The 26255-nt window shown below is 64.4% G+C and carries 21 protein-coding genes and 1 other RNA gene; 9 read left to right on the top strand and 13 right to left on the bottom strand.

Features of this window, described 5'->3' with window-relative positions:
• The first annotated feature begins 217 nt into the window (after window positions 1-217).
• On the top strand, window positions 218-2539 hold the full coding sequence (clpA, locus tag ACO2Q4_RS11530) for an ATP-dependent Clp protease ATP-binding subunit ClpA (protein ID WP_311758952.1): 2322 nt from the start codon (window positions 218-220) through the stop codon (window positions 2537-2539).
• Between the two features lie 147 nt (window positions 2540-2686).
• Here the strand turns inward: clpA and mfd are convergent, their stop codons facing one another.
• Together mfd and ACO2Q4_RS11540 are read right to left on the bottom strand one after the other, a co-directional pair.
• Window positions 2687-6142, bottom strand: a complete 3456-nt coding sequence (gene mfd, locus ACO2Q4_RS11535) for a transcription-repair coupling factor (RefSeq protein WP_423319413.1) — start codon at window positions 6140-6142, stop codon at window positions 2687-2689.
• Between the two features lie 44 nt (window positions 6143-6186).
• Window positions 6187-6750 (bottom strand): hypothetical protein, encoded by a 564-nt coding sequence (locus ACO2Q4_RS11540; RefSeq protein WP_423319415.1) that lies wholly within the window; start codon window positions 6748-6750, stop codon window positions 6187-6189.
• 179 nt (window positions 6751-6929) lie between these two features.
• Here ACO2Q4_RS11540 and hemB point away from each other — a divergent pair, with 179 nt between their 5' ends.
• Window positions 6930-7928, top strand: coding sequence for a porphobilinogen synthase (gene hemB, locus ACO2Q4_RS11545; RefSeq protein ID WP_311758949.1), 999 nt, complete (start codon window positions 6930-6932; stop codon window positions 7926-7928).
• A 70-nt stretch (window positions 7929-7998) separates the two neighbouring features.
• Window positions 7999-8571 (top strand): YSC84-related protein, encoded by a 573-nt coding sequence (locus tag ACO2Q4_RS11550; protein WP_311758948.1) that lies wholly within the window; start codon window positions 7999-8001, stop codon window positions 8569-8571.
• Window positions 8572-8643: 72 nt separating this feature from the next.
• Here ACO2Q4_RS11550 and ACO2Q4_RS11555 read toward each other — a convergent pair whose 3' ends face one another.
• Window positions 8644-9288, bottom strand: coding sequence for a lytic transglycosylase domain-containing protein (locus ACO2Q4_RS11555; protein WP_311758947.1), 645 nt, complete (start codon window positions 9286-9288; stop codon window positions 8644-8646).
• A 242-nt stretch (window positions 9289-9530) separates the two neighbouring features.
• Here ACO2Q4_RS11555 and ssb point away from each other — a divergent pair, with 242 nt between their 5' ends.
• A complete protein-coding gene (ssb, locus tag ACO2Q4_RS11560; RefSeq protein WP_311758946.1) occupies window positions 9531-10055 on the top strand; it encodes a single-stranded DNA-binding protein in 525 nt (174 codons plus the stop codon).
• 152 nt (window positions 10056-10207) lie between these two features.
• Here the strand turns inward: ssb and rpmG are convergent, their stop codons facing one another.
• The 8 genes from rpmG to ACO2Q4_RS11600 all read right to left on the bottom strand — a co-directional run bounded on the left by rpmG (window position 10208) and on the right by ACO2Q4_RS11600 (window position 18427).
• A complete protein-coding gene (gene rpmG / locus ACO2Q4_RS11565; RefSeq protein ID WP_311758945.1) occupies window positions 10208-10375 on the bottom strand; it encodes a 50S ribosomal protein L33 in 168 nt (55 codons plus the stop codon).
• 215 nt (window positions 10376-10590) lie between these two features.
• An RNA gene (rnpB, locus tag ACO2Q4_RS11570) (RNase P RNA component class A) lies at window positions 10591-10960 on the bottom strand.
• Window positions 10961-11018: 58 nt separating this feature from the next.
• A complete protein-coding gene (locus tag ACO2Q4_RS11575) occupies window positions 11019-11795 on the bottom strand; it encodes an STAS/SEC14 domain-containing protein (protein WP_423319418.1) in 777 nt (258 codons plus the stop codon).
• Between the two features lie 54 nt (window positions 11796-11849).
• Window positions 11850-14246, bottom strand: a complete 2397-nt coding sequence (locus ACO2Q4_RS11580; RefSeq protein WP_423319420.1) for an ATP-dependent helicase — start codon at window positions 14244-14246, stop codon at window positions 11850-11852.
• 59 nt (window positions 14247-14305) lie between these two features.
• Entirely contained in the window at window positions 14306-15274 is a 969-nt protein-coding gene (gene folE2 / locus ACO2Q4_RS11585) for a GTP cyclohydrolase FolE2 (RefSeq protein ID WP_311758942.1), read from the bottom strand.
• Between the two features lie 96 nt (window positions 15275-15370).
• Window positions 15371-16543, bottom strand: a complete 1173-nt coding sequence (metZ, locus tag ACO2Q4_RS11590) for an O-succinylhomoserine sulfhydrylase (protein ID WP_311758941.1) — start codon at window positions 16541-16543, stop codon at window positions 15371-15373.
• A 64-nt stretch (window positions 16544-16607) separates the two neighbouring features.
• Window positions 16608-17213: an inner membrane-spanning protein YciB gene (locus ACO2Q4_RS11595; protein ID WP_423319422.1), complete on the bottom strand. Its 606-nt coding sequence runs from the start codon at window positions 17211-17213 to the stop codon at window positions 16608-16610.
• Between the two features lie 92 nt (window positions 17214-17305).
• Window positions 17306-18427, bottom strand: a complete 1122-nt coding sequence (locus ACO2Q4_RS11600) for a DUF1223 domain-containing protein (RefSeq protein ID WP_423319424.1) — start codon at window positions 18425-18427, stop codon at window positions 17306-17308.
• A 254-nt stretch (window positions 18428-18681) separates the two neighbouring features.
• Here ACO2Q4_RS11600 and acnA point away from each other — a divergent pair, with 254 nt between their 5' ends.
• Window positions 18682-21453 (top strand): aconitate hydratase AcnA, encoded by a 2772-nt coding sequence (gene acnA / locus ACO2Q4_RS11605; protein ID WP_423319426.1) that lies wholly within the window; start codon window positions 18682-18684, stop codon window positions 21451-21453.
• A gap of 117 nt (window positions 21454-21570) precedes the next feature.
• On the opposite strand, the gene ACO2Q4_RS11610 is transcribed toward acnA, so the two are convergent.
• Window positions 21571-22182 carry a hypothetical protein gene (locus ACO2Q4_RS11610; protein ID WP_311758937.1) on the bottom strand — a complete coding sequence of 204 codons (612 nt, stop codon included), beginning with the start codon at window positions 22180-22182 and terminating at the stop codon, window positions 21571-21573.
• A 172-nt stretch (window positions 22183-22354) separates the two neighbouring features.
• Window positions 22355-22975, bottom strand: coding sequence for a 30S ribosomal protein S4 (gene rpsD, locus ACO2Q4_RS11615; protein ID WP_311758936.1), 621 nt, complete (start codon window positions 22973-22975; stop codon window positions 22355-22357).
• 188 nt (window positions 22976-23163) lie between these two features.
• On the opposite strand from rpsD, the gene ACO2Q4_RS11620 reads away from it, so the two are divergent.
• From ACO2Q4_RS11620 to ACO2Q4_RS11635, 4 genes are all read left to right on the top strand, one after another.
• Entirely contained in the window at window positions 23164-23535 is a 372-nt protein-coding gene (locus tag ACO2Q4_RS11620) for a HesB/IscA family protein (RefSeq protein WP_311758935.1), read from the top strand.
• Between the two features lie 114 nt (window positions 23536-23649).
• Window positions 23650-24393 (top strand): triose-phosphate isomerase, encoded by a 744-nt coding sequence (gene tpiA / locus ACO2Q4_RS11625; protein ID WP_423319429.1) that lies wholly within the window; start codon window positions 23650-23652, stop codon window positions 24391-24393.
• A 131-nt stretch (window positions 24394-24524) separates the two neighbouring features.
• Window positions 24525-25574 (top strand): methionine ABC transporter ATP-binding protein, encoded by a 1050-nt coding sequence (locus ACO2Q4_RS11630; RefSeq protein ID WP_311758933.1) that lies wholly within the window; start codon window positions 24525-24527, stop codon window positions 25572-25574.
• Window positions 25564-26238 carry a methionine ABC transporter permease gene (locus ACO2Q4_RS11635; protein ID WP_311758932.1) on the top strand — a complete coding sequence of 225 codons (675 nt, stop codon included), beginning with the start codon at window positions 25564-25566 and terminating at the stop codon, window positions 26236-26238. Before ACO2Q4_RS11630 ends, ACO2Q4_RS11635 begins: the two co-directional genes overlap by 11 nt.
• Window positions 26239-26255: the final 17 nt, after the last annotated feature.

Below are 26255 nucleotides of genomic sequence, written 5' to 3' on the forward strand. Positions count from 1 at the left end.
CCATGTTGCCCCTGTCCACCCCGGTTGCGGATGCTTGAAAAGCCAGCACCCGAACATCACATCCTATTCAACCGCCGGAGTTTCGGCATGAGCGGATGCAGATACCGCTTGAATTGCGCGAAATTCCACCAAATTCTAACCTTATGGTGACAGTCTGGTCAGGTGGACCGCCAGATTTGGTGGCCCAAACCGCCAGCAGACTGACAGGAGCTGAACCGTGCCGTCCTTTTCGAACACGCTGGAACAGGCCATTCATTCCGCGCTGGCATTGGCCAATGAGCATCGGCATGAACTGGCGACACTCGAACATCTTTTGCTGGCGCTGACCGACGAACCCGATGCCGTGAAGGTCATGCGGGCATGCAACGTCGACCTGGACGAATTGCGGCGGATGCTGGTGGAATTCATCGAAGATGATCTTTCGACCCTCATCACCGATGTCGAAGGGTCGGAGGCCGTCCCGACCGCCGCATTCCAGCGGGTGATCCAGCGCGCCGCGATCCATGTCCAGTCCTCGGGCCGGACCGAGGTGACGGGCGCCAATGTGCTGGTCGCGATCTTTGCCGAACGCGAATCCAATGCCGCATTCTTTCTCCAAGAACTGGACATGACCCGTTACGACGCGGTCAACTTCATCGCGCATGGCGTGGCGAAGAATCCGTCATTCTCGGAAAGCCGTCCCGTTCAGGGGGCCGATCAGCCGGGCGAGCAGGCCCAGGCGGAGCAAGCGCCGGCCAAGGACGAATCCGCGCTGGCGAAATACTGCGTCAATCTGAACAAGAAAGCCTCGCGCGGGGATGTCGACCCGCTGATCGGCCGCGCGGACGAGGTGGAGCGCTGCATCCAGGTTCTGTGCCGCAGGCGCAAGAACAACCCGCTTCTGGTGGGCGATCCCGGCGTGGGCAAGACCGCCATCGCCGAGGGGTTGGCGCTGAAGATCACGCGGGGCGAGACCCCCGACGTGCTGGCCGGTTCGACCATCTTCTCGCTCGACATGGGCGCGCTTCTGGCCGGAACCCGCTATCGCGGCGACTTTGAGGAACGGCTGAAAGCCGTTGTGAAAGAGCTTGAAGATCACCCCGACGCCATTCTTTTCATTGACGAGATCCACACCGTCATCGGCGCCGGCGCGACCTCTGGCGGGGCGATGGACGCCTCGAACCTGCTGAAACCGGCGCTGTCGGGCGGCAAGCTGCGCTGCATGGGCTCAACCACCTACAAAGAATTCCGTCAGCATTTCGACAAGGATCGCGCGCTGTCCCGCCGCTTCCAGAAGATCGACGTGAACGAGCCGAACGTGCCCGACACGATCAAGATCCTGATGGGACTGAAACCCAGCTTCGAAAAGCATCACGACCTGCGCTATACCAACGACGCGATCAAGACCGCGGTTGAGCTTTCGGCGCGCTACATCCATGACCGCAAGCTGCCCGACAAGGCGATCGACGTGATCGACGAAGCAGGCGCGGCGCAGCATCTGATCTCGGAGAGCAAGCGCCGCAAGACCATCGGCCCGAAAGAGATCGAGGCAGTGGTCGCCAAGATCGCGCGCATTCCTCCGAAGAACGTGTCCAAGGACGATGCGGCGGTGCTGCGCGACATGGAGGCCACCCTGAAGCGCCTGGTCTTCGGGCAGGATGCCGCGATCGAGGCGCTGTCCTCGTCGATCAAGCTGGCGCGGGCGGGACTGCGCGAGCCTGAAAAGCCGATCGGGAACTACCTCTTCGCGGGTCCCACCGGCGTCGGCAAGACCGAGGTGGCCAAGCAGCTCGCCTCGACCCTGGGCGTCGAGTTGCTGCGTTTCGACATGTCGGAATACATGGAGAAACACGCGGTCAGTCGCCTGATCGGCGCGCCTCCGGGTTATGTCGGCTTCGACCAGGGCGGGCTTCTGACCGATGGCGTGGACCAGCATCCGCATTGTGTGCTGCTGCTGGACGAAATCGAAAAGGCGCATCCGGATGTCTTCAACATCCTGCTGCAGGTCATGGACCACGGAAAACTGACCGACCATAACGGTCGCCAGGTCGATTTCCGCAACGTGATCCTGATCATGACTTCGAACGCGGGCGCCGCAGACCAGGCCAGGGCCGCGTTCGGCTTCGGCCGCGAACGCCGCGAGGGTGAGGATACCGCCGCGATCGAGCGGACCTTCACCCCCGAATTCCGCAACCGTCTGGATGCGGTCATCAGCTTCGCGCCCCTTTCGCGCGAAGTGATCGTCCAGGTTGTCGAGAAATTCGTGCTGCAGTTGGAAGCCCAGCTCATCGACCGTGGCGTCCATATCGAACTGACCTCCGAGGCTGCCCATTGGCTTGCCGAGAAGGGCTATGACGACAAGATGGGCGCGCGTCCGCTGGGCCGCGTGATCCAGGAAACGATCAAGAAGCCGCTGGCCGAGGAACTGCTGTTCGGTCGCCTGACCAAAGGCGGCGTCGTCCGGGTCCGGATCGAGGATGACAAACCCGTCTTCGACATCACCGGTCCCGAGGCGCCCCGGATCAGCAATTCCAAACCCCCGCTGCTGACGGCGGACTGACCGTCAGACCAGAACCAGAAAGGGCGGCGCGAAAGCGCCGCCCTTTTCTCATTCCAGGATCATCCGCAAAGCTGCCCGCCCCGATCCCTTCACTGTTTCGAAAATACCCCGGGGGTCCGGGGGCAGCGCCCCCGGCGCAAGGCGCAGTCAGCCCCGCGCCTTCCCTTCCTTGATCTTCGCCGCCAGATCCTTGGCCACCCCAAAGGCGCCCTTGATGCGGTCCGCGTCGCTCGGCCAGTCGCGCAGAACAACGATCTTGTTGTCGGTGACTTTCGCCTGTCCGCGCTGGTCGTGAATGAACTCGACAAGTCCGGCGGGATTGGGGAAGCGGTCGCCGTGGAACTGGATCGTCACGCCCTTGGGGCCGGCGTCCAGCTTGGAAATATTGGCCCGCTTTGCCATCGCCTTGATGCGGATCACCAAAAGCAGCGTGTTCACCTCGCGCGGCAGCGGGCCGAAGCGGTCGATCAACTCCGCCGCGAAACCCTCCAGCTCGACCTTGGTGGTCAGCTCGGCCAGTCGACGATACAGCCCCAGCCGAACGTCCAGATCGGGGATATAGCTTTCCGGGATCGTCACCGGCACGCCAAGATTCAGCTGCGGCGCCCATTCGTCCTCGGGTGTGCCCTCGATCTCGCCGGATTTCAGCTTGGCGATCGTCTCTTCCAGCATCTGCTGGTAAAGCTCGAAGCCGACTTCCTTGATATGGCCCGACTGCTCTTCCCCCAGAAGGTTCCCTGCCCCGCGCAGATCCAGATCCTGCGAGGCAAGGTTGAAGCCAGCGCCAAGACTGTCGATCGAGCCAAGGAATTTCAGCCGCCGCATCGCCTGTGGCGTCAGGGGCACTCGCGGTTTCGTCGTCAGATAGCAATAGGCCCGGATCTTGGACCGCCCCACCCGGCCACGGATCTGGTAAAGCTGGGCAAGGCCGAACATGTCGGCGCGCCAGACCACCATCGTGTTCGCGGTGGGAATATCCAACCCGGATTCCACGATACTCGTTGCCAGAAGCACGTCCGCCCCGCGGTCGTAAAAGCCATTCATCCGCGTGTCGAGATCGCCCGCGGCAAGCTGGCCGTGGGCCACGATATAGCTGACCTCGGGGACATGTTCCTTTAGCCAGTCCTCGACCTCGGGCAAGTCCGTCAGACGCGGGACGACGAAGAAGCTTTGCCCGCCACGATACTTTTCGCGCAGCAAGGCTTCGCGAATGGTCACGCTGTCGAATTCGCTGACATAAGTACGGATCGCAAGGCGGTCGACGGGGGGTGTCCCGATGATCGACAGGTCGCGCACCCCGGTCAGCGACAATTGCAGCGTTCGCGGAATCGGCGTCGCGGTCAGGGTCAGGACGTGGATGTCGCTGCGCAGTTCCTTCAGCCGCTCTTTGTGGGCCACGCCGAAATGCTGCTCTTCGTCGACGATCAGCAGGCCAAGGTTCTTGAACCGCACCTGCTTGGCCAACACGGCATGGGTGCCGACGACGATGTCGACCGTGCCTTCGGCCAGTCCCTTGCGGGTCTCGGACGCGTCCTTGGTCGAGACAAAGCGCGACAGCGGTCGCACATTGATCGCGGTGCCGCGGAAGCGTTCGGCAAAGGTGCGGAAATGCTGACGCGCCAGCAGGGTCGTCGGCGCAACGACCGCGACCTGATACCCCTGCGAGGCCGCGACGAAGGCCGCGCGCATCGCAACCTCGGTCTTGCCGAATCCGACATCCCCCACGACCAGACGGTCCATCGGTCGACCCGCGGCGAGATCTTCGGCGACATCGACAATGGCGCTGGCCTGATCCTCGGTCTCGGCATAGGGAAAGCGCGCGGCGAAGCTTTCGATCTCGTGACGCTCGGGCTCCAGGACCGGGGCGGGACGCAGCAGTCGTTCCGCCGCGACGCGCATCAGCTTGTCCGCGATCAGCTTGATGCGTTCCTTGAGCCGGGCCTTGCGCGCCTGCCAGGCTCCGCCGCCCAGCTTGTCGAGCAGCCCCTCTTCATGTCCATAGCGGGTCAGAAGCTCGATATTCTCGACAGGGAGATACAACCGGTCGCCGCCGGCATATTCCAGCGCCACGCAATCGTGCGGAATCCCAAGCGCCATCACCGTCTCAAGCCCGGTATAGCGGCCGATGCCATGCTCGACATGGACGACAAGGTCGCCGGGCGACAGCGTCTGGGTGTCACGCAGGAAATTCTCGGCACGCCGTCGCTTCTTCGCACCGCGGATCAGCCGGTCGCCCAGAACATCCTGTTCAGAGATGACCGCCAGCGGCCCGGTCGCCTGCCCGTCGGAAACGAAACCCTCGTCCAGCGGCCAGACCGCCAGACCCAGCGCACCCGGCTGGTCTGGCAGGTCGCGCAAATGTGCGATGGGCTTGGCACCGATGATCCCTTCATCCGCGATCAGCCCGGCCAACCGCTCGCGTGCGCCTTCCGAAAAGCTGGCGATGACGACCCGGCGCTGTGCTTGAAGACTTCGAATATGTTCGGCCAAGGCCTTGAACAGGTTTCCCTTCTCAGCTTGTCGCTCGGGTGCGAAATTGCGGCCCGCACGCCCGCCCGCGTCCAGCACACCCGGTCCGGGCGGCTGCGGCAGGACCGACAACTTCAGCATCCGGTGGCTTGCGAGCCAGCCTTTCCACTCGACCTCGTCGGGGAACATGGCCGAGGGCGGAACCGGGCGATAGACGGCATCCGTCCCGCCTTTGCGCTTCAGCGCCTCGTGTCGGGCGTCAAACTGCTCTCCGATCGTGTGCCAGCGCGCGTCGCGCACCTGCTCAAGATGGTCATCCGAGATGATCGAAGCGCCCGGCAGATAGTCGAACAGGCTTTCCAGCCGCTCGTGGAACCAGGGCAGCCAATGTTCCATCCCGGCCATCTTGCGACCGGCACTGACCCCTTCGTAAAGCGGGTCATTGGCCCCACCGCCATATTCGGCGCGATAGCTTTGGCGGAAACGGGTGATCGCGGCCTCGTCCAGGATCACCTCGGACATCGGCGCCAGTTCCACCCGGTCAAGCTTTTCGATGGACCGCTGCGTCTCGGCGTCAAAGCGGCGGGCGCTTTCCAGCACATCGCCGAACATGTCCAACCGGATCGGCCCGGCTTCGCCGGGCGGAAAGATGTCGATGATCCCGCCGCGAACCGCGAAATCCCCCGGCTCGGTCACGGTCGGCGACTGCGAAAAGCCCATCCGCGCCAGATAGGCGCGCAGCCCGCCTTCGTCCATCCGGTCGCCGACAGCCGCTGAAAAGCTGGCCTCGCGCAGCGCCTCGCGCGGGGGGACGCGCTGCATGGCGGCGTTCAGCGTCGTCAGCAGCACGAAAGGCCCCCGGATCGCGCCATGCGCCAGGGCGGTCAGGATCGCCATGCGCGCCGCCATCACATCGGGTGCGGGCGAAACGCGGTCATAGGGTGTGGTGTCCCAGGCCGGAAACTCCAGCACGACGGTATCGGGGGCATAAAAGGCCAGCGCCGACCGCATCGCGGCCATGCGGCGGTCGTCCCGCGCCAGGTGGATGACGCTCTCTCCGCGCGCCAGTTCCCGCAGCAGCAGCGCCGCGTCTAGCCCTTCGGGGGCTCCGGATAGGATCAGGTGATCGGCCATGGCTCGTCAGGTAAAGTGGCTGCAGTCGAAGTCAAGTCGGGTTCCTAGAAACCGAAGGGATGCTGGATCAGCCAGATCGCCCCCCGATAGGCGGTAAGAGCGACGGCGATGATCGACAGGACCGTGATGATGCGGCGATGCGCCCGCATCAACCCGGCAGCTTGCCGCGCTGCGTCGTTGATGGGCAGCGCCCCCGTCTCGGCCGCCGCGACAATCGCGCCAACGCGACGCGCCAGCCGCAGTTCGACCGGGTAAAGCAGGATGAAGGGCAATGTCAGCAGAACCAGCGCCTGCGCCATTTCCAGCCCATAGACGAAGCCCAGCAGGAACAGCGCGCTTTGTCCAAACGCGGCGACGCCCAGCAGGACCGTTCCTTCGGCCTTTGGCAATTGCCAGCGCGGCAGGCCAAGCGAGAGCCAGTCAAGCAGCAGCAGAGCGGCGGGGTCGTCTGCACCCTGTTTCGGGATCCGGCGCGCGGCGGCCACCACCTCGAACGGGACCCCCAGCACGCGGCGCCCCGCCAGCGTCCAGCACAATGTCAGCAGAAGCCAGAACCAGATCGACCCGAAGGATCTGCTGTCGAGGATGGCCAGAATGCCTTGGGTCAAGGTCAACTCGTTCATTGAAGCGTTGCAGGGAACCTAACCGCGGGACATGCGAAGGAAAACCTTGATCTTTCGCGACGGGGCGGCCGGGGTTGCGTCGCTGCAACTGACGGTGCAGTTTCGTGCCAGATCCGCGCCGCGCGGGGCCGCGTCCCCGCCGCCCAGTCAGGAAGAAGGCCATCATGTCCCCCAACCCGATCATCGCTCCGTTTCCGGCCACACGCCTGCGCCGCCTGCGCCGCACCCCTGCCCTGCGCGCCCTGACGACCGAGGTGAACCTGACACCTTCGAACCTGATCTGGCCGATCTTCGTCACCGAACTGGCGGATGGCGCGGGCGAGATCCCCTCGATGCCGGGGGTCGAGCGATTGACGCTGGACGGGGCGAAGCGCGTGGCTGAAACCGCGATGCGCCTGAACATCCCTGCGGTCTGCATCTTTCCCCATTCAGACCCCGACCTTAAGACCGAAAGCTGCGAGCGCGCCTGGGATCCCGACAATATCGGCAACCGCGCGATCCGCGCGATCAAGGAAGTCGCGCCCGAGCTTGCCGTGATGACCGATATCGCGCTGGATCCCTATAACGCGAATGGCCATGACGGGCTGGTGCGGGACGGCGTGATCCTGAACGACGAGACGGTCGAGGCGCTTGGCCGCATGGCATTGGTGCAGGCCGAATCCGGTGCGGACATCCTTGGCCCCTCGGACATGATGGACGGCCGAATCGGCGCGCTTCGCCAGCTTCTGGAGACGAACGGCCACAAGGACGTGGCGATCCTGTCCTATGCGGCGAAATATGCCAGCGGCTTCTATGGCCCCTTCCGGGACGCGGTCGGCGCCTCGGGCCGGCTGGTCGGGGACAAGAAGACCTACCAGATCAATCCTGCCAACAAGGAAGAGGCGATGCGCTGCGTCGCCCGCGACCTGGCCGAGGGCGCGGATATGGTCATGGTCAAGCCGGGCATGCCCTATCTGGACATCTGCCGGATGGTGAAGGACCGCTTTGCCGCGCCGACCTATGCCTATCAGGTCAGCGGCGAATACGCGATGATCGAAGGCGCGATCCGCAATGGCTGGCTGGGGCGTGGGGTGGTGATGGAAAGCCTGCTGGCCTTCCGCCGGGCCGGCTGCGACGGGATTCTGACCTATTACGCCCCGCAGGTGGCCGAAGCGCTGGCATGACGGGGCGAAAATCCCTATCATCGCCGGTCAAAGCGCGGAACCAACCGCCGGACAAAGGGATAAGGGAAAGATGAAATTCTCCAATGGGTTGAACAGGCGGCACCTGCTTCTGGCGGGCGCCGCGATGGGGCTGGCGGCCTGCACGAACGCGGTCGGCCAGAACGCCTCGGCCCGGTTGGATGCAAGGGTGGACGCGACCCGCGCCTATCTGCTGCAGAACTATCCCGGCGTCGGCCCGATGATCGAGAACGCCAAGGGCGTTCTTTACATGCCGCTGATGACCGAAGCGGGATTCGGGGTCGGTGGCGCCTATGGTCAGGGCGCGCTTCGCATCAACAACGCGACCGTGGATTACTATTCAGCGACGCAAGCCAGTGTCGGCTTCCAGCTGGGCGCACAGCAATATGCCCATGTCCTGATCTTCCAGACGGATGCGGCGCTGTCCGACTTCCGCCGCGCGCCGGGCTGGGTGGCAGAGGCCGATGCCTATTACGCGCTTCCCACGCGCGGACTGGCACTGGGGACCGACACGATCACGGCCCAGCAGCCGGTGGTCGCGATGATCTTCGGCCAGTCCGGGCTGATGGCCGGCGCGTCGATCGCGGGCACGAAATACAGCCGCGTCATCCCCTCGACCTTCTAAGGCTGAACACCACGGCACGGAATCGAAAAGGCCGCGGCATTGCCGCGGCCTTTTCGCAAGACGGAGGCCGGATCAGCCGCCGTGAATGATGCGGACATAGTTCTTGGTCTCGCGATAGGGTGGGACACCCCCGTATTTCGCAACCGCCGCCGGACCCGCGTTATAGGCCGCCAGCGCCAGCTGCCAGCTGCCAAAGGTATTGTACATCATCCGCAGATAGCGCGCGCCGCCTTCGAGGTTCTGCAACGGATCGCTGGGATTGACGCCCAGCTTGGCCGCCGTGCCCGGCATCAGCTGCGCAAGACCCTGCGCGCCCTTGTGCGACCGGGCCGAGGGGTTCCAGCCGGATTCCTGCTGCACGAGGCGCAGGAACAGATCCTCGGGCACGCCATGCTTGCGGGCCATCGCCTTGGCGTGGGGCAGATACTGGCTGCGACGATTTCCGCTGTAGGCCGGGATGACGCCCGGAAGATTCAGGTCGACCACGCTTTTGGTCGAGGCGCTGCCAGGCCGCAACCGCGAGGATTGCTGATATTGGCCAGCCAGACGGCTGTCCATCAGGCGGGTCTGGCGTTCGAACTGGGCAATGCGGGACTTGCCGCTTTTCTGCAGACGCAATCCATCGGCCATGGCCGGGGCCGCAAGGCCGCATCCCACGACGACCGCCAGGGCCACACGTGTCAGGTAGCGCAGCCGAGCGCGTTCAGGTGAAACCATCTCTCGTCCCTCATGCCGACATGTTTTTTGCGCAGCAGTATAGCGCAGCGGCCCGGCTTTGCCGCAAGTCCTTTACTTCTGCCACCACGGCCGAACAGGCTTCGGCGGATTCTCGCCACAGTCTTCGCCCCGATCCCCAGCCTGGCAAGCAGATTCCCAAGGGCCAAGCCCCTTGCCGCGACGGGCCCCAAGGCGTTACATCAGCCGACAAAGAAACATGCTAGAAGACAAAGGACGTTCACATGGCAGGCAGCGTGAACAAGGTGATCCTGATTGGCAACCTGGGTCAAGACCCTGAAATCCGCACCTTCCCCAGCGGGGGCAAGGTCGCCAATCTGCGCATCGCCACCTCGGAGACCTGGAAGGACCGCAATACCGGCGAGCGTCGTGAGCGGACCGAATGGCATACCGTCGCGATCTATTCCGAACCGCTGGTCCGCGTGGCCGAGCAGTTCCTGAAGAAAGGCGCCAAGGTCTATATCGAGGGTCAGCTTGAGACCCGCAAATGGCAGGACCAAAGCGGGCAGGACCGTTACTCGACCGAAGTGGCGCTTCGCCCCTTCCGCAGCGAGCTGACCATGCTGGACGGTCGTGGCGGCTCGGGCGGGGGCGGTCGCGATGACAGCTATGGCGGCGGAGGCGGCTATGACGGTGGCTCGTCGTCGGGCGGCTCGTCCGGTGGCGGCTATTCCTCGGGCGGTGGTCGCGGCGGCTCGTCTTCGGGCGGCGGTCAGCGTCCGGATTTCGATGACGAAATCCCGTTCTGAGCCATCCCCGCGGATGCAAACGACAAGGGCGCCCTCGGGCGCCCTTTTTCCTGACACGGCAAGGTCGCGCGACAGGCGCCAATCTGAAATGAAAAGAACCGCGCCCCGGTCAGGGCGCGGTTCTTTCGCATGATCATTCGGATCGGCAGATCTTACTTGATCTTGCCTTCCTTGTACTCGACGTGCTTGCGCACAACCGGGTCGTACTTGTTGACCGCCATCTTCTCGGTCATCGTGCGGGCGTTCTTCTTGGTCACGTAGAAGTGCCCCGTCCCGGCCGAGGAGTTCAGGCGGATCTTGATCGTCGTCGGCTTCGCCATTTGTTTCGCTCCTGCTGCGGGGCAAAACGCGTAGTGCAAACCCCGTGGAATCTCTTGGAGCCCGCCTTTTACTCGCAGGACGCCCGAAGTCAACCGGGAATCAGGGATAATCAGGCCGCTTCTGGGGGAAATCCCGCTTTGGACGGGCAGATGCGCCACGTCGTCGCGTCACCAACCTGATGGGACGCGCGATCCGTGATTCGCTGTGGGCCATGACGCGCGGATGGCCTGTAAGCCGGATTTTGTTCCGGGGTTGCCCCCTTCGATGACCATTCCTCTGGCCCCGCCATTACTGACGGGATCTAGCTGCCAACCCGGACCTGCTGGGGCGAAAGCAGCCCTGTCTTGCGACACGCGGTCCCTATTCGGCATTGCTCCCGGTGGGGCTTGCCTTGCCGGTCCTGTTGCCAGTCCCGCGGTGGGCTCTTACCCCACCGTTTCACCCTTACCCATGCAAGCATGGGCGGTCTGTTCTCTGTGGCGCTTTCCCTAGGGTTACCCCCGCCGGGCGTTACCCGGCACCGTGCCTTCATGGAGTCCGGACTTTCCTCGACGATTGCTCGCCGCGGTCATCCGGCCATCCGCGCAAGGGGCAGATAAGCCGCGCCGCGCGGGCGGTCAAGCGGGCGCGTCGCCATGGGCCTCAGGCATCGGTTCCGGGCTTTCCTGCCGCCGGGGCGCCGTCGCCGCTGATCCAGGCCTTTGCGGCATCTTGCGCCGCAAGTGGAAAGACTGCGACCTCACCGGGCATCAGTGGTGCGAACAGCTTCAGCGAACGGGTGATCCAGCCGATATCGGTCACCACCGCCACACGTTCGAAGCTGCGCCAATGGGTGACGCCCAGCCGCGCATCGTCCCACAACGCGCCCGCGCTGTAGCCCTCGAAATCCGGGCCGATCACCATCAGCAGCCGCAGCTTGCCCAGCTTTGACTTCTCTTGCACCAGCGGGATCAGCTTGTCTTCGTAGTCGCCCGACGTGACCTCGCCCGAGGCGCGGATCGCGATGACATTGTCGGGATAGCCATCAAGCAGCTGATAGCCTTCGGGCGCGGTTTCGGGCGATCCGGCCCAGGCGATGGCCTGATCCTGTTCCCGAAGGTCGAACTGGCGCAGCCGCGCGCGTACAAAGACATTGGCGATGCCGGGAACATGGGTCAGTCCCATCACATCGGTCACGACTGCGACCCGCGGCAGCACGGCGGATTGCTTGCGCACCAGGTCGAAATGGGCGCGCAGCGCGGCCAGCCCCTCCCAATGCGGCAAACCCTTCAGGAACACGACCAGCCCCGGCAAGCGGCCGCGTTCCCGGACATAGGCTTCGATCTCCTGCCCGAGCTTCTCGAAATCGGCAGCGGAGAGGCTGCCTTCGGGCCGCGCCAGAACCACGTTGCGGGCGGTATCGACCTCGATATTCAGCATTGCGGAACCTCCTCCTAAAGGCAGGTCACAACGCGCGAACGGGCTTCCCGGTTCTCAGAAAGGCACGTCGTCCAGACTGCCCCCGGCCTCGGACGCAGGCTGGACATAGCCCGCCTTGATGGTCTTGAAGCCGGTCGGGAATTCGACGGTCAGCGTATCCTCGGCAATGCCCATGATCGTGCCATTGCCGAACTTCTGGTGGAACACGCGATCCCCGACCGCGTATTTCGCCGCAGGCTCGGCATCGATGGTGATCGGGGCGCGATGCACGGGCTGGGCCCGTTCGGCCCCGCGCTGCTGCATCCGCTTCCAGCCCGGAGAGTTGTAGACATCAGCATGGGCCGCGCGGTCATGCATCGAGGATTGCGCAAAGGGCTGCGCAGCCGCGCCATAGCCACCGCCGTAAAGCCCTGGTGGCGTCAGCACCTCGACATGATCCTCCGGCAGTTCGTCGATGAAGCGGGACGGCATGCTGGATTGCCACTGGCCGTACATGCGGCGGTTCCCGGCGAAGCTGATCGTGACCAGCGCCTCGCCGCGGGTGATGCCGACATAGGCAAGGCGGCGCTCCTCCTCCAGCCCTTTCATGCCGCTTTCGTCCATGCTGCGCTGGCTGGGGAACAGGCCGTCTTCCCAACCCGGCAGGAAGACGATCGGGTATTCCAGCCCCTTGGCGGCGTGAAGCGTCATGATGCTGACCTCCTCGGCCTGTTCGCCCTTGTCATTGTCCATGACCAGCGCCACATGCTCGAGGAAACCTTGAAGGTTTTCAAATTCTTCCAGCGCCTTTATCAACTCTTTCAAGTTTTCCAGGCGGCCGGGCGCGTCGGGCGATTTCTCGTTCTGCCACATCGCGGTATAGCCGGATTCGTCCAGGATCCGCTCGGCCAGTTCGACATGGCTGACGCGATCGTCCAGCGCATCCGCGTGCCAGCGGCCCATGCCTTCCAGAAAGACGCGCAGCGCGGCGGCGCCCTTGCCGCCAAGCGCACCCGCCGCCAGTGTCGCGGCCGCGCCCTCCAGCAGGGACAATCCACGCGCGCGCGCCTCGCGCTGGATGGTCTGGACCGCCTTGTCGCCCAGGCCCCGCTTCGGCACGTTCACGATCCGCTCGAATGCCAGATCGTCGGCGGGAGAAACCACCAGCCGGAAATAGGCCATCGCGTCCCGAATTTCCTGCCGTTCATAGAAGCGCGGACCGCCGATGACCCGGTAAGGCAGGCCGATGGCCATGAACCGGTCCTCGAACGCCCGCATCTGGTGTGAGGCGCGCACAAGGATCGCGATGTCGTTCAGGCTGCGCCGGCCGACTGCGTGGCGATGCCCGCCCTGAAAGGCCTCGATCTCCTCTCCGATCCAGCGCGCCTCAGCCTCGCCGTCCCAATGGCCGATCAGGCGGACGGGCTCACCCTCGTCAGCATCCGTCCACAGCGTCTTGCCAAGCCGTCCCTTGTTCGCCGCGATCAGACCCGAGGCTGCCGCCAGGATATGCGGGGTCGAGCGATAGTTCTGCTCAAGCCGGATGACCTTGGCGCCGGGGAAATCCGTCTCGAACCGCAGGATGTTGCCGACTTCGGCCCCGCGCCAGCCATAGATCGACTGGTCGTCATCGCCGACGCAGCAGATGTTGCGATGCGCGCGGGCCAACAGCCGCAGCCACATGTACTGCGCGACGTTGGTGTCCTGGTATTCGTCGACAAGGATATAGCGGAACCGGTCCTGCCACTGCTTCAGCACGTCAGGATGCGCCTGAAAGATCGAGACGCAATGCATCAGCAGGTCGCCGAAATCGACGGCGTTCAGCTCCAGCAGGCGGCGCTGATAGGCCGCGTACAGCCTACCGCCCCAGCCGTCAAAGGCCCGCTCCTCGCCCCTGGGCAGGTTCACGGGGGTCAGGCAGCGGTTCTTCCAGCCGTCGATGATCCCGGCCAGCTGGCGGGCGGGCCAGCGTTTCTCGTCGATATTCTCGGCCGCGATCAGCTGCTTCAGCAACCGGATCTGGTCGTCGGTATCCAGGATGGTGAAGCTGGGCTTCAGGTGCAGCGTCGCGTCGCCCACCAGTTCAGCATGGCGGCGCAGGATCTTGACGCTGATCGAGTGGAAGGTGCCCAGCCAGGGCATGCCTTCGACCATCTCGCCCAGAAGACGGCCGATGCGGTTCTTCATCTCGCGCGCGGCCTTGTTGGTAAAGGTCACCGCCAGGATCTGGCCGGGCCGTGCCTTGCCCAGCGTCAGCAGATGCGCGATGCGGGTCGTCAGGGCGCGGGTCTTGCCCGTCCCTGCCCCGGCCAGCAGCAGGACGGGGCCGTCCAGCGCCTCGACCGCTTCACGCTGCGCGGTGTTCAGGCCGTCCAGATAGGGCGCCGGACGCGCGCCCAAGGCGCGCTGCGACAGGGGCACGGGGGACGAAGCCGCCGCCTGAAAGGCATCTGTGTCGTCGAATTCGCTCATGGTGCAAACATAGCCCCTGCCGTCGCATGGGGAAAGCCCATGTTCACGGGTTGTTCCAATCAGGCGCGCAGACCCGCAAAAATCGCCGGGTCAAGGCTGGCCTGGGCGAAAGTCTCGCCCCGACTCAGCATGCTGACCGCGTCATGGGAGTGCAGCGATTCCTGATGGCTGGCGACAACGCGGAAATCGCCGATCCTGGGATCGGCCATCAGTCCGCCGGCAAATGCGCGCACCGCATCCTCGACAAAGATCGGGTTCGCCGCATTCAGTTCGGCAAAGGCCTGCTCGTCCTCACGCTTGACCATGACCTGCGTCTCGGTCGGCACGGCACGGCGGCACAGGTCCACCATATCTTCGAACCACATGATGTGCTCGCCCTCAAGCACCGCCGAAATCCGCGCGATCGAGCGTTGGGAATGCGGCGTGGCAAGCTGGCCGCGCATCTGCCGGGCATGTTCGGACAGTTCCAGCGAACAGGGGCAGGTCGAGCTGTAGACATAGTCGAAATGCATGATCCGCAGCCGCGCGCCCGCGCGTTCCGCCAGTTCCAGCGCGATGTCGTAATATTGCCAGCCGCTCAGCCCCGAACGCAGCGAGTCCACGCGAACGGGGAAGCTGAACCGCATCTGGATGCGGGCGTCCAGGCTGTCCAGGTCCGACTTGTAGTCGTCCAGCGCCGCCTCAAGCACGCCCATCGAGAATTGCGCATCCGCATGGGCATAGAAGGACCGCATAATGCGGCTCATGTTGATGCCCTTGCGGTCGGCCTCAAGACTGACAGTGCCGGTGACCGAGGTCTCCAGCGTGATCTCGCCGCCTTCGCGCGTCATGTAGCGGATCGGCAGGCGGAAATTCGAAATCCCGACATGCTGGATCGGTGCGCGGGCACCGACGATCAGGCTGGCCGGACCGTTCTGCAGGTCGGGCAGGCTGTCCTTGTAATGCGCATCGACACGGAAATCCGAAGGATATTCCCGTGAAAGCGCGGGATAGGCGCGCTCGGTGGCGATCGGGCGGGACTCGGTCATCGGGCATCTCCCTCGGCAATCGGGAACAATCTGGGGGCTGAAGCCGGAAATTCAAAGGGGCGCCGCCCACATCCCCTGACGGGGCGGCATCCAATTTCAGGCCAACGCCTGCCGGAAATCCTCGATGAGGTCGCCGGCATCCTCAAGCCCGATGGACAGGCGCAGCAGGCCAGGGGTGATCCCCAGTTGCAGGCGCGTCTCTTCGGACAGGCGCTGGTGGGTCGTCGTGGTCGGATGGGTGACGATGGACTTGGCGTCACCCAGGTTGTTCGAGATCTGAAAGATCCGCATCCGGTTCATGGCCTTGAATGCCGCGTCCTTGCTGCCAAGGTCAACCGCGACCATGGTCCCACCCGCACCCATCTGGCGCATGGCCAGATCGTGCTGGGCATGGCTGGCAAGGCCCGGGTAGATGACGCGGGGCAGCTTCAGATCATCTTCCATCGCGGTCGCGAATTTCATCGCGCTGTCGGTCTGGGCACGGACCCGCAGGTCCATGGTCGTCAGGCCGTTCAGCATGTTCCACGCATTGAAGGGGCTGATCGCGCCGCCGGTATGCTTCAGATAGGGCTCGGCCACCTCGCGCACGAAATGGCGGCTGCCGCAGATGACGCCGCCAAGGCAGCGACCCGACCCATCGATATGCTTGGTCGCGGAATAGACGACCACATCCGCGCCCTGTTCGATTGCGCGCGAGTAGACAGGGGTCGAAAAGACGTTGTCGGCGATGACCAGCGCGCCGACGGCATGGGCCAGTTGGGCAACGGCAGTGACGTCGATCACCTCAAGCGTGGGGTTCGACACCGTCTCGAAGAACACCGCCTTGGTGTCGGGACGGATCGCGGCGCGCCACTGCTCGATATCGGTGCCGTCGACATAGCTGATCTCGACTCCGAAGCGGGCCAGCAGGTCCAGCACATACAGGCACGAACCAAACAGCGCACGGGACGACACGATGTGATCGCCGGGCTTCACGAAGCCCATCAGGGCGCCGTTCACCGCCGCCATGCCGCTGGCGGTCGCGAATGCGTCCTCGGCCCCCTCGATATTGGCGATCCGATCCTCGAACATGCGCGAGGTCGGGTTGCCGTAGCGGGCATAGATGAATTCGTCCGGACCGGAGTTGATGAAGCGGGCCTCGGCCTGCTCGGCGCTGTCGTATGAGAAGCCCTGAGTCATGAACAGAGCCTCGGCCATCTCGCCATACTGGCTGCGACGGATGCCGTGATGGACGGCGCGCGTGCGCGGATGCAAAGGCTTGTCGGACATGGGCGGTCTCCTGTGCGTGGAAGGTCCGGTTACTCCTGCCCGGCCAATGGCGCAAGGGGCAGAGCTATTCGCCGTCCTTCGGCAGGGCGTGGCGTTCGAACAGGCGGGCGTTCAGGACAAAGAAGACGACCATGATCGCAGGCAGGCCGAAGGTCTTGAAGTTCACCCACGCGGTTTCCGACATTCCGCGCCACACGATCTCGTTCGCGACGGCAAGGGCCAGGAACAGCGCTGCCAGTCGCCAGGTCAGGATGCGCCAGCCCTCGTCCTGCATCGGCAGCGCCTCGGACATCACCAGTTGCAGCCAGTTCTTGCGCAGCAGCAGGCTTAGGCCAAGAAGCCCGGCGAACAGCAGATAGATCATCGTCGGCTTCATCTTGAAGAATTTCGGATCGTTCAGCCAGACCGACAGCCCGCCGAAGACGATGACCAGAACCAGGGTTGCGATCTGCATGGGCGAAATCCGCCCGATGAGGCGCCACAGCACCAGCGTGCTGAGAACCAGCACCGGGATGAAGACCAGCGTGGCAATGATGAAGCCACCATATTCGGTCCCGCCCAGCATGACGGTCTTGTCCCGCATCCGCATGAACAGGACGAAAAAGACGATCAGCGGGCCGATCTCCAGCGCGGGCTTCAGCAGGGGATGGATCTTGCGGGGTTCGGACATTCGGGCCTCAACGGGGTCTGTCTGGATGGGGGCGGCATCACCCGCCCTGTCTTTTGACGCGCGGGGACGCGAGGGACAAGCGCGAAGCGGCCCTAGTCCAGCCGGATCGCAGCCAGGATCGCGCCCGAGGGCCGCGGCTCGCGCCCGCCGCTAAGCTGCTGGGCCAGGATGGCGTGCCGCGTGTCGGCGGGATAGCTTTCGCCCGACGGGAGGCCCGCCTTGACGTTCAGGCGCAACGGCGCCCGCCCGTCCCAATCGGCGATCCGCTCGACCCCCAGGACGACATTGCGATAGGTCACGGTCAGGCCACGGTTCTCGCCCGCCTTGATCTTGACCTCGCGCTTGGGCGCATAGCGCACCAGCATGATCGCGACGGCGCTGGGGATCTGGACGCGCGGGGTCAGCTCGATCTGGAAGCCCTCCTGTTCGGGGCGCGACGTCACCGCAATCGGAGCCGGCCGCGCCATCTGGGCATCAAGCAGCGTCATCAACTCGGCCGGGCGGACGGCGATCAGGGTGTCGGTCCCGCCCACAATCAGTTGCGGGGTATAAATTGCACGCTCGCCCCAGGAATGGGCATAGGCCTGCTGACGGCGGGTGAATTCCGGGCGGGCAAATTCATCCGCCCAGCCCAGATAATCCCAGTAATCGACATGCCAGGACAGTGCCAGGATATCGGTGCGGTCGGCCAGATCGGCCAGCATGTCATCGGCGGGCGGGCAGGACGAGCATCCCTGCGACGTGAAAAGCTCGACCACCACGGGCGGATGATCGATCGGGCCGAACTGGCGGTTGCGCATCTGGGCGGTCCGCCGCTCGGCAAAGGCCGATACCATCGGGCTGTCGTCGAACAGCCCGACATCAGGCCCCGCCAGCAGGTCGGCATCGATTCCCGGCGCGCCCTCGGGCGCCTCGATCAGGCCGATATTGCCTTCGCCGCCTTCGTCATAACCACCAGGATCCATCCCGGCACCCGGTGCCGAAGGGGCCGAGCGGGAAAACCCCTCGCCCATGCCGCCGCCGGTGGCGCTGTCCATGCCGCCATCCGTCGCAGAGGCATCCGCGCCGCCGGAACCCCCATCCTGGGCCAATGCGCCCTGGGCAAAGGTCATCGTGACCGCGACCGCGATCGACGCCCACAGGGGGACCAGCCCCCTGCAGCGCAGCCGTCTTTGACCCTGCCGCGCGCAAGTATCCGCCAAGCGTGACGCCATTTCCTGAAAATTTCCCGCCAACATTGCAGCATGACTACCGCCACAGGGCCACCTGTCACAAATCAATGCTTTGTTAGCCGCGTGCGTCAGGCTTGTGATCGTTGCGCCAAACCCACATCTTGCAGCCGCGGCAAAATTACAGCATACAATTGCATACAACGGCGACCTGACCCTCTTGATCCCATCGGGGAAAACGGGCAAATGCCTGCCAGACCGCCATTCAGCCACCTTTTTCAAGGATAGGGAGCCGAGTCATGCCCATCGAAACTGGAACCGACACCGCGCGGACGCGCCGACAGCTTGAGGTCGCGGGCCAAAGCGTCGCCTATTACTCGATCGACGCCGCGACCGAAGCGGGCCTGGGCGATTTCTCGAAGCTGCCTGCCTCGCTGAAAGTCGTGCTGGAAAACCTGCTGCGCTTCGAAGATGGCGGCCGCACGGTCGGCGTGGACGACATCAAGGCATTCGCCGAATGGGCGACCCTTGGCGGCCAGAACCCGCGCGAGATCGCGTATCGCCCCGCACGCGTGCTGATGCAGGACTTCACCGGCGTTCCCGCCGTGGTTGACCTTGCCGCGATGCGCGACGGCATCAAGGCCCTGGGCGGCAACGCACAAAAGATCAACCCGCTGAACCCCGTTGACCTGGTCATCGACCACTCGGTCATGATCGACGAATTCGGCACCCCCCGCGCCTTCCAGAAGAACGTCGAGCTGGAATATGAGCGTAACATGGAGCGTTACACGTTCCTGAAATGGGGCCAGAACGCGTTCAACAACTTCCGCGTGGTTCCGCCGGGCACCGGCATCTGCCACCAGGTGAACCTGGAATACCTGGCCCAGACCGTCTGGACCGACAAGGACCAGAACGGCCAGGAAGTCGCCTATCCGGACACGCTGGTCGGCACCGACAGCCACACGACGATGGTCAACGGCCTTGCGGTCCTTGGCTGGGGCGTCGGCGGGATCGAGGCCGAGGCCGCGATGCTGGGCCAACCGATCTCGATGCTGATCCCCGAAGTCGTGGGCTTCAAGATCACGGGCGCGCTGACGGAAGGCGTGACCGCCACCGACCTGGTGCTGAAGGTCGTCCAGATGCTGCGCAAGCATGGCGTCGTTGGCAAATTCGTCGAATTCTACGGCGAAGGCCTCGACAACATGCCGCTGGCGGATCGCGCCACCATCGCCAACATGGCCCCGGAATATGGCGCAACCTGCGGCTTCTTCCCGATCGACAACGAAACCCTGCGCTATCTGCGCCAGACCGGCCGCGAGGAGTCGCGTATCGCCCTGGTCGAGGCGTATGCCAAGTCGAATGGCTTCTGGCGCACGGCGGACTATGCGCCCGTCTATTCCTCGACGCTGGAACTGGATCAGGCTTCGGTCGTTCCGGCCATCTCGGGTCCGAAACGCCCGCAGGACCACGTTCCGCTGACCGACTCGGCCTTCGAGTTCCGCAAGTATATCTGCGGCACCCGCAAGCTGCCCGAGCCGACCGCCAATGGCGAGAAGCGCTGGAACGCCGAAGGCGGCGCCCCTGCCCCGTCGGACCTGCCCGGCCATCACGAAGGCTATAACGAGGGCGCAGTCGAAGGTCAGGACTACAGGCTGCATGACGGCTCGGTCGTGATTGCCTCGATCACCTCCTGCACCAACACCTCGAACCCCTATGTGCTGATGGCCGCAGGTCTTGTCGCCCGCAAGGCGCGCGCCCTTGGCCTGACCCGCAAGCCTTGGGTCAAGACCTCGCTGGCCCCCGGCTCGCAGGTCGTCGAGGAATACCTGAAGGCCGCAAACCTGCAGGAAGATCTGGACGCGCTCGGCTTCAACCTGGTCGGCTTCGGCTGCACCACCTGCATCGGGAACTCTGGCCCGCTGCAGCCGGAAATCTCGAAGTCGATCAACGAGAACGACCTGGTCGCGGTTTCGGTCCTGTCGGGCAACCGCAACTTCGAGGGCCGCATCTCGCCCGACGTCCGCGCGAACTACCTGGCCTCGCCGCCGCTGGTCGTGGCCTATGCCATCGCAGGCGACATGAACATCGACCTGACCACGGAACCGCTGGCCCATACCGCGGACGGCAAACCCGTCTTCCTGAAGGACATCTGGCCGACCTCGAAAGAGGTTTCGGACCTGGTCGACACCATCGTCACGCGCGAGATGTTCCAGTCGAAATACGCCGATGTCTTCAAGGGCGACGAACGCTGGCAAGCCGTCAAGGTCACCGACAGCGAGACCTATGACTGGCCGGCGGCATCGACCTACATCCAGAACCCGCCCTATTTCCAGGGCATGGGTGCGGAAAAAGGCGCGATCCACAACATCCACGGCGCGCGCGTTCTGGCGCTGCTGGGTGACATGATCACCACCGACCACATCTCGCCGGCCGGTTCCTTCAAGCCGACTACCCCGGCAGGCGTCTACCTGACCGAGCGTCAGGTCGCGCCGAAGGACTTCAACAGCTATGGTTCGCGCCGCGGCAACCACGAAGTCATGATGCGTGGCACCTTCGCCAACATCCGCATCAAGAACGAGATGCTGGACGGCGTCGAGGGCGGCTATTCGACCGGCCCCGACGGCAAGCAGACCTCGATCTATGACGCCGCGATGGCCTATAAGGATGCGGGCATTCCGCTGATCGTCGTGGGTGGGATCGAATACGGCGCCGGTTCGTCGCGCGACTGGGCGGCCAAAGGCACCAACCTGCTGGGCGTCAAGGCCGTGATCGCGGAAAGCTTTGAGCGCATCCACCGTTCGAACCTGGTCGGCATGGGCGTCATTCCGTTCGAGTTCACCGGCGGCGACAACCGCAAGACGCTGGGCCTGAAGGGCACCGAAGTCATCTCGATCGACGGCCTCGAAGGCGACTTCAAGCCGCTTTCGCTGGTCCCGGCGACGATCAAATATGCCGACGGCACCGAAAAGGTGATCCAGCTGAAAGCTCGGGTCGATACCGAAGTCGAGATCGAATACCTCGAAAACGGTGGTGTGCTGCATTACGTGCTGCGCAACCTCGCCAAAGCCTGATCTGCCACATAGCCAAATTCAGGGCCGTCCCTTCGGGGGCGGCCTTTTCGTTTTCGGCATCGTTGCAGGGGTATTTGGAAAACGGTGAACCCTGAAGGCTCGGGGCCTGCTTCTCGGCTATTCGTCGGCGCAATACCACATGGTTCCGCCCGCCGCCGCCGTACCCACCACCAGCGAGCCGACCGCGACCGGAGAGGCCGCAACCCCCATCGCCGCGGCGCCCGCCGCCTGCATGGTCCCGACCACTGTACCCGAGGTGGCGGCCAGGATTGCGGCCCCGGGCCTTTGCGTCACGGCATCAAAGCCCGCGACGGCCAGTTCATTCGCATTGCGCATGGTCGCGGACCGCGCACCGTTCACCTTCTCGCAGAAGGTCTTGCGGCAGACCGCATTGCCCTTGCGCACGCCGACCTGCGCGCCGACATAAGTGTCGCCCGCCTTGTCCCACAGCAGGCAATAGCTGCCGTCGTCTTCCATCTCGTTGCGGCGCAGGATCTCGCGAAGGGTGACATAGCCCGGGCAGCTGATCCGCCCCCAGCCCGACAGGTTCTTTTCCAGCGAGCCGACATTCTCGCGAAACTGCGCGTCGCGGACATAGTTGACCTCGGTCGCCTCGCCCATGATCGAGGTCTCGCAGGTCCACAGTCGCTCATCCGGCGCTGGCTTCTCCTGTGCTGCCGCCGGCAGCGTCATCATCACCGAAAGCAGAACCGCAAAAGACCGCAGCATCATCATCCCCACTCGTCGAATCCGGCCCGAAAATCCGCAAAGACGGCAAAGGATGCAACCGTGCTGCAGGGGTCTTCCGCGCAATGTGATGCACGAGCCCCCTGCAACGGCGCCACAAACGAAAAGGCCGCCCCCGAAAGGGACGGCCCTGAAACCCGCAATCCTGAAAGGATCAGTTTTTCGCGTAGAATTCGACGACCAGGTTCGGTTCCATCACGACGGCATAGGGCACGTCGCCAAGGGCCGGGGTGCGGACGAAGTTCGCGGTCATCTTGTTGTGGTCGACTTCCAGATAGTCCGGAACGTCACGCTCGGTCAGGGCGACGGCTTCCAGCACGATGGCCAGTTGGCGCGAACGCTCGCGGATCGAGACGACGTCGCCTTCCTTGACGCGGTAGGACGCGATGTTGACGCGCTGGCCGTTCACTTCCACGTGGCCGTGGTTCACGAACTGGCGCGCGGCGAAGATCGTCGGAACGAACTTGGCGCGATAGACGACGGCGTCCAGGCGGCGCTCCAGCAGGCCGATCAGGTTCTCGCCGGTGTCGCCCTTGACGCGCTCGGCTTCCGAATAGATGCGGCGGAATTGCTTCTCGGTCAGATCGCCGTAGTAGCCTTTCAGCTTCTGCTTGGCGCGCAGCTGGGTGCCGAAGTCGGACAGCTTGCCCTTGCGGCGCTGGCCGTGCTGGCCCGGGCCGTATTCGCGCTTGTTCAGCGGCGACTTGGCGCGGCCCCAGATGTTTTCGCCCATGCGGCGGTCGATTTTGTACTTGGCAGCGGTGCGTTTGGTCATCGCTGATCTCCTTCTTTTGCGTTGTCGAAGGGCGTTGTCCTCTGGCCGAGGCCTGACAGGGTTCCCCTTGCGGGGTCCACCAACACCAATGAAGCGGCGCTTATAGCCGCGATGCCGCCAGTGTCAAGCACCCCTTGAGCGGCGGGCCTGTTCGACCTAAATGAAAGGCAGCGAACAAGGAAGATGCGATGTTCTCGATCCCCGGAAAGTCCCCCGTCACCATCACCGAAGCGGCCGAGCGCCAGATTGCCCGGCTGATGACCGCGAAATCCGCAAGCGGGCTGCGCATCGGCCTGAAGAAGGGTGGTTGCGCGGGAATGGAATACACGATGGAACTGGCCGAGACCGCCCAGCCCGGCGATGAAGTCGTGGAACAAGGCGCCGCCCGCGTGCTGATTGCCCCCACCGCGCAGATGTTCCTGTTCGGGACCGAGATTGATTACGAAACCAGCCTGCTGGAATCCGGTTTCAAGTTTCGCAATCCGAACGTGACCGACAGCTGCGGCTGCGGCGAATCCGTCAGCTTCGGCCCGATCGAAGGCACCCGCGCGCAGCTTTGATCGCGCCTTCGGAAATTTCTTGCAACCGTTAGCGCACACATCCCCCGCGCGGCTTGATCGCGCGGTTCGGCTTGCCTAATCCCCTGTCGGAACAGATGAAAATGGGAGAGGGTGATGGCCCCGCGCAAGCTTGCAGCCGGCAATTGGAAGATGAACGGAACCCTGGCCGCCCTGGCCGAGATCGACCGGCTTCTGGCCGACCAGCCGGCACCGGGCTGTGATGTCCTGGTATGCCCCCCTGCGACGCTGATCCATGCCCTGACCGCCCGGGCATCGGGCAGGATTGCTGTCGGTGGACAGGATTGCCACGCAAACGCCTCGGGCGCCCATACGGGCGACATTTCGGCGGCGCAATTGCTGGACGCGGGTGCAAGTCACGTCATCCTTGGCCATTCCGAACGCCGTACCGATCACGGAGAAACCGACGCACAGGTCCGCGCCAAGGCTGAAGCGGCGCACAAGGCGGGTCTTGTCGCGGTGATCTGCGTCGGCGAGACCGAGGCGCAGCGCGATGCGGGCCAGACGCTCGACCTGATCGCGTCCCAGCTTGCGGGCTCGATCCCCGAAGGCGCGACCGCCGCCAATACGGTCATCGCCTATGAACCGGTCTGGGCCATCGGAACCGGCCGCACCCCGACCACCGACCAGATCGCCGAGGTTCACGCCCTGATGCGCGACCGCCTGTCCGCGCGCTTTGCAGACGGCGCGGAAATGGCGCTGCTTTACGGCGGCTCGGTCAAGCCCGGTAACGCGGCCGAAATCTTCTCGATCGCGCATGTGAACGGCGCGCTTGTCGGCGGCGCCAGCCTCAAGGCCAGTGACTTCGGCCCCATTGTCGCCGCACTTTCCGCCGCGTAATTTGCAGGAAAAGAACCTCGTTCTCTCCGTCACTGCGCGGGGGGAACGGCATTTCCGTTTTGCGGGGTCCATGCCCCTTGCAAAGACGCCCATCCCGCGCATAGGTCAGCCCTGACACTCAGGACGGACCCATGGCAGAGCCAGCAATCTCATTTCAGGACGTGACGCGCCGCTATCCGCAGAAAGGCGGCGCGGGTGATGTCGTGGCCCTGCAGGATATTTCGCTCGACGTGCCCGCGGGCGCGATCACCGGGATCATCGGCCGCTCGGGCGCGGGCAAGTCCACGCTGCTGCGGATGGTCAACGGGCTGGAGCGCCCCTCATCGGGGCAGGTCATCGTCGCGGGCCATGACGTCGGCGCGGCCTCGGACGGGTCGTTGCGTGCGATCCGGCGCGAGGTCGGCATGATCTTCCAGCACTTCAACCTGCTTTCGTCACGGACGGTGGCAGAGAACATCGCCCTGCCGCTGGAAATCGCGGGAGAGGACCGCCACCGCATCGCCCCCCGCGTCGACGAACTGATCGACCGGGTCGGACTGGGCGCGCAGCGCAACCGCTATCCGGCGGAACTGTCGGGCGGCCAGAAGCAGCGCGTCGGCATCGCCCGCGCTTTGGCAACCGGCCCGCGCGTGCTGCTGTCAGACGAGGCGACCTCGGCCCTTGACCCCGACACCACACGGCAGGTGCTTGACCTTCTGCGCGACATCAACCGCGATCTTGGCCTGACCATCCTGCTCATCACCCACGAAATGGCCGTGGTGCGCGACATCTGCAGCCATGTCGCCGTGATCGAAGCCGGGCGCATCGTCGAGGCGGGCGAGACCTATGCCGTTTTCTCGCGCCCGACCCACCCGACGACCCGCTCGTTCCTGCAGGGCGTCACGGGGGTCGCGGTGCCGCAATTCGTGGCGGGCCAACTGCGCCCCGCCCCGCAGGCCCCGGACGCCGAGGCGGTGCTGCACATCACCTTCACCGGCCGGCATGCCACCGACCCGATGCTGGCGCGGCTGACGGCCGAGCGCGGCGTCAGCGTGAACATCCTTGCCGGCGCGATCGAGGAAATCGGGGCCCAGCCCTTCGGTAGCTTGATCGTCGGCATCCCGGCAGGCAGGCTGGAGGAATCCCGCCGCTTCCTTGAAGAACACGGGCTGGTGACGGAGGTGCTCGGCTATGTCGGCTAACCTGATCCCGATCCTTTGGGAATCGACCTTGCAGACGCTGTACATGGTCTTCATGTCGACGCTTCTGGGCACGATCATCGGCGCGCCGCTGGGGATCTTCCTCGCCACGTCGCGCCGGGGCGAGCTGCTGTCCGCGCCGGTCGCGAACACCGTTCTGGGCCTGGTGGTGAACGCCGCCCGCTCGACCCCCTTCATCATTTTGGTCGTCGCGATCATCCCCTTCACGCGGCTGGTCGCGGGCACGTCGATCGGGACGACAGCGGCCATCGTGCCCCTGACCATCGCAAGCGCACCCTTCATCGCCCGCCTGATCGAAACTGCCATCCGCGAGGTCGATGCCGGCCTGATCGAGGCCGCGCGCGCCATGGGCGCGACGCCGGGCCAGATCGTGCGCAAGGTTCTGGTCCCCGAAGCGATGCCCGGCATCATCCTGGGCCTCACGCTCGCCGTGGTCAGCCTGATCGGCTATTCCGCCATGGTCGGTGCCGTCGGCGGCGAGGGCCTGGGCGATCTTGGCATTCGCTACGGATACCAGCGCTTCATGCCCGAGGTGATGCTGGCCGTGGTCGTCATCCTGATCCTGCTCGTCCAGCTTGTCCAAAGCTGCGGGGAATGGATCGCCTCCCGCTTCGACAAACGCGCCCCCCGCAACCGGGGCCGGTAACCTTCCAACCCGAAAGG

The sequence above is a fragment of the Paracoccus sp. KR1-242 genome (assembly GCF_049446195.1).
Lineage (GTDB): Bacteria > Pseudomonadota > Alphaproteobacteria > Rhodobacterales > Rhodobacteraceae > Paracoccus > Paracoccus broussonetiae.

Bases quoted from the DNA above. Each gene is read 5' to 3' on its own strand.
- mfd (WP_423319413.1), bottom strand. From the start codon at position 6,142: ATGGCCGATCACCTGATCCTATCCGGAGCCCCCGAAGGGCTAGACGCG.
- hemB (WP_311758949.1), top strand. From the start codon at position 6,930: ATGTCCCCCAACCCGATCATCGCTCCGTTTCCGGCCACACGCCTGCGC.
- ACO2Q4_RS11550 (WP_311758948.1), top strand. From the start codon at position 7,999: ATGAAATTCTCCAATGGGTTGAACAGGCGGCACCTGCTTCTGGCGGGC.
- ACO2Q4_RS11555 (WP_311758947.1), bottom strand. From the start codon at position 9,288: ATGGTTTCACCTGAACGCGCTCGGCTGCGCTACCTGACACGTGTGGCC.
- ssb (WP_311758946.1), top strand. From the start codon at position 9,531: ATGGCAGGCAGCGTGAACAAGGTGATCCTGATTGGCAACCTGGGTCAA.
- rpmG (WP_311758945.1), bottom strand. From the start codon at position 10,375: ATGGCGAAGCCGACGACGATCAAGATCCGCCTGAACTCCTCGGCCGGG.
- ACO2Q4_RS11575 (WP_423319418.1), bottom strand. From the start codon at position 11,795: ATGCTGAATATCGAGGTCGATACCGCCCGCAACGTGGTTCTGGCGCGG.
- ACO2Q4_RS11580 (WP_423319420.1), bottom strand. From the start codon at position 14,246: ATGAGCGAATTCGACGACACAGATGCCTTTCAGGCGGCGGCTTCGTCC.
- folE2 (WP_311758942.1), bottom strand. From the start codon at position 15,274: ATGACCGAGTCCCGCCCGATCGCCACCGAGCGCGCCTATCCCGCGCTT.
- metZ (WP_311758941.1), bottom strand. From the start codon at position 16,543: ATGTCCGACAAGCCTTTGCATCCGCGCACGCGCGCCGTCCATCACGGC.
- ACO2Q4_RS11595 (WP_423319422.1), bottom strand. From the start codon at position 17,213: ATGTCCGAACCCCGCAAGATCCATCCCCTGCTGAAGCCCGCGCTGGAG.
- ACO2Q4_RS11600 (WP_423319424.1), bottom strand. From the start codon at position 18,427: ATGGCGTCACGCTTGGCGGATACTTGCGCGCGGCAGGGTCAAAGACGG.
- acnA (WP_423319426.1), top strand. From the start codon at position 18,682: ATGCCCATCGAAACTGGAACCGACACCGCGCGGACGCGCCGACAGCTT.
- ACO2Q4_RS11610 (WP_311758937.1), bottom strand. From the start codon at position 22,182: ATGCTGCGGTCTTTTGCGGTTCTGCTTTCGGTGATGATGACGCTGCCG.
- rpsD (WP_311758936.1), bottom strand. From the start codon at position 22,975: ATGACCAAACGCACCGCTGCCAAGTACAAAATCGACCGCCGCATGGGC.
- ACO2Q4_RS11620 (WP_311758935.1), top strand. From the start codon at position 23,164: ATGTTCTCGATCCCCGGAAAGTCCCCCGTCACCATCACCGAAGCGGCC.
- tpiA (WP_423319429.1), top strand. From the start codon at position 23,650: ATGGCCCCGCGCAAGCTTGCAGCCGGCAATTGGAAGATGAACGGAACC.
- ACO2Q4_RS11630 (WP_311758933.1), top strand. From the start codon at position 24,525: ATGGCAGAGCCAGCAATCTCATTTCAGGACGTGACGCGCCGCTATCCG.
- ACO2Q4_RS11635 (WP_311758932.1), top strand. From the start codon at position 25,564: ATGTCGGCTAACCTGATCCCGATCCTTTGGGAATCGACCTTGCAGACG.